The organism is Bartonella sp. MU70NMGDW (assembly GCF_042194085.1).
Taxonomy (GTDB): Bacteria; Pseudomonadota; Alphaproteobacteria; order Rhizobiales; family Rhizobiaceae; genus Bartonella; species Bartonella grahamii.
On record NZ_JBHIMK010000159.1, the window covers coordinates 1 to 2,867 of the forward strand.

Below are 2,867 nucleotides of genomic sequence, written 5' to 3' on the forward strand. Positions count from 1 at the left end.
AGCGAAAGCAGAAGCTGTTATTAACCATTTCATATTCATATTTTCTCTCCATAGCTGAATATTTATTTGAACACATCATTCCATATAGAGCCCAAACTTCAGATATCTGTAGCAAAAATGATACACTTATAAAAAAAACAAAAAGCCAATCAAAGCACCTTTGATCGCTTGATCTGTAATATCTGTAATAAATGAGAATTAAACTATGCCAATGCACAAATGATTTTCTCTCGTCACACTTGCTCTTCTTTATGAATTTTTAAAAATATCTGCATTATCACCGTGTAAAGCGTGTGCTATTAGCATGAAAATATAATGTATTGATTATAATGAAAAAATATCTTTTATATTCATTCATCTGCAATATTGAAGATGCTCTTATCTTAAGCCTTTTTATATTAAAGGAACCAAAACTGCCCCCTGCACCTCACAAACGAGCAAGTGTGTGTAGATAAATAAAGCTATTTAAAAGCTGGAATGCTTCCTATTAATACTCTCAATATTATAACAGTGAAAACTGTTACAATATTGAGAGTAGCTAAATGTAACCGTTATATTTAAATTCATACAAATAACGTTTTTACCTTTATCCTTAGCATGACCAAAAGTGAAAGCCATGTATTTGTTTTCATCATTGTAAAAAACGCTTGTACCGCACAGAACAAGATCTCCACTACCCCATGGACTGCAACAAGATTACATGCAATTTCATTACGCTTGCTCTTTGTTTACAATTTAGGCATCTATCGTTTTTTGACATACTTACTATTTTTTTCTTCTCTCAACCTTATAGTAAAGTCTTTTTCAGAGCTTCAGCCTTATTTGTAGACTATCATTTCATACCCCTTTACAAGACTAAATTGAAAAAATGCCTCAAGATAAACAACCGGTATGATAAACATTAAAACTTATATAGAAATCTCCTTAAAGCTGAAAAAATGAGAAATTTTTCTTAAAGTTTTCAAACCACACCTTGCTTTAAAAATCATAAAGTTGGCAGAAAAAATACCTGATATTTTGAATTATAGACAAATAAAGAATATTTTATATACCTGTAGTCGAAACATACCATCAAAGATCAAAAGTTTAACATTTTTGTTTCTTCCTCGATTTTTACGAAGCATCCTATCAGATCCTTTCTGCAAACAACCCAGTTTCTTGTCGAGAGGATTTTTCTTAGCTCCTTACCCATGTGATTCACTTAACTAAAGGCTCTCTCTGGACAAGCCCTACTCTAAAATACTTATCAAGGGGGGTTATGTGCGTTACATAGCCACGCTTAAAATGACAGTATTTAAAGCATAACAGCGTAACCCCAAATCAGGAGATTATATTTATCCAAACCCATGAATTTTGTAACAAGCGATTGCCATTATACAGAGTATTCTTGCACCCAAATCCACCTACCTATATCTTTTCCAAAGAGTACTCTTCACCCCCTCCGTGTACAATCATAATACCCTTTGCAAACAACGTCCCCCCACTTTTCAAGTGATAAAAAACACCCATCTTTTCCAACTTCAAGGCATATATCATACTTCTTGATATTGTTTTTCACTTTTTAAAAACTTAGTGGATTTCGTGAAAATAGATTTGGACGTCCTCTTTTCCCTGTTCTTCTTTTAGGATTAGAGTCTCTTTTTTTACCAGAATGTGACACAGGTACTAACTTAGCTTCTGTTATGCATTCGCTGTTATTTGTGCAAGAAAGTTCTATTTGAAAAACTTCAGATAAGACCTTGCGAAGCTGTTCACTAGAAAAAAGACCTATTGAAGGAACAGCCGAAGATGCTCTCTGTATAAGGTTTTGAGACGCTAAAAAACTCGCACCCTGAGCGATAGAGATTGAAGCAAAAGTAGCAAAAGCTGTAATAAAATATTTTATTTTCATAAATTTAACCTCATAAGATATCCATAATGGATTTTATCTAGTGCCTTCATTGCAAATTTCTAGAGAAAAATAATATGTTTATAGATAAAAAGCGAAAATCCTTAAAAATAAAGATTTGGAGCATTTTTATTTTAAAATAAAAGCAAATTGCCCTGCGCTGCCAACATAGAAATCACTTATTGAGTAATAAATAAAGGCACGAAGTATCGTCTAAAAATAATAAACTATAAGAACTTAACATCAACATATTGATTTATAAATATAATTTAATTTCCTCACATAAAATAATCCTCTCAAATATCAGATATTCTCTCATTTCAAACTTGTTCATTATACATGAAGAAAATTTATTCGCTTCCACATCATAAATGAGGTTTGTATATGGATAAAACTCTTGAAAAAAGGGAGATTCTTACGAATCTGTTGAAGTGCAAAAGCTATTGCGGCATTTTGACTTAGTAAAGAGAACTCTTGCTGACTTGTTTCTAGCACACTTTTCTAGGAGTTGCTCTTTGCATTATTCAGTATAATCGTAGTTATTTTTATACATTAATCATATAATATATTGATTTATAATGATCGTTTAACGTTATTCATATTGAATGAGAACCCTGAATACCGTAAGATTCTCTTATTCAAAATCTTTTTCATGTTGAATCAATCAAAACCATTTGTTTCCACATTACAAGTGTGGATAAAAAAGACTAAAAATGCCTCTTATGAACCGTACCAAGGACTACACAATATTGGGAGTTGGCACAGTGTGTGATGGTAGCGGCTTATTACTCCATAAGCGTAAAAATGGGAGTGCTCAACGAATTTTATATCATATTTTGGGGCTTTATCGTTATACCATTCATAAGCGCCCCCGTGAAATGGGCTTGGGTGCCGGTTTCTTTAAAAAAAGCACATGAATTAGCAACACAAATATATTCCGTTTAGGGCGTTCTGTTTTACATGAAGAACGTAAATCCAT

2 protein-coding genes are annotated in these 2,867 nt (G+C 32.5%); one reads left to right on the plus strand and one right to left on the minus strand.

What is annotated here, in order from left to right; translation table 11 throughout:
* Positions 1–1,561: 1,561 nt before the first annotated feature.
* A complete protein-coding gene (locus tag ACFIKE_RS09060; RefSeq protein WP_375649441.1) occupies positions 1,562–1,891 on the minus strand; it encodes a hypothetical protein in 330 nt (109 codons plus the stop codon).
* 710 nt (positions 1,892–2,601) lie between these two features.
* Here ACFIKE_RS09060 and ACFIKE_RS09065 point away from each other — a divergent pair.
* Entirely contained in the window at positions 2,602–2,805 is a 204-nt protein-coding gene (locus ACFIKE_RS09065; protein ID WP_375649443.1) for a hypothetical protein, read from the plus strand.
* Positions 2,806–2,867: the final 62 nt, after the last annotated feature.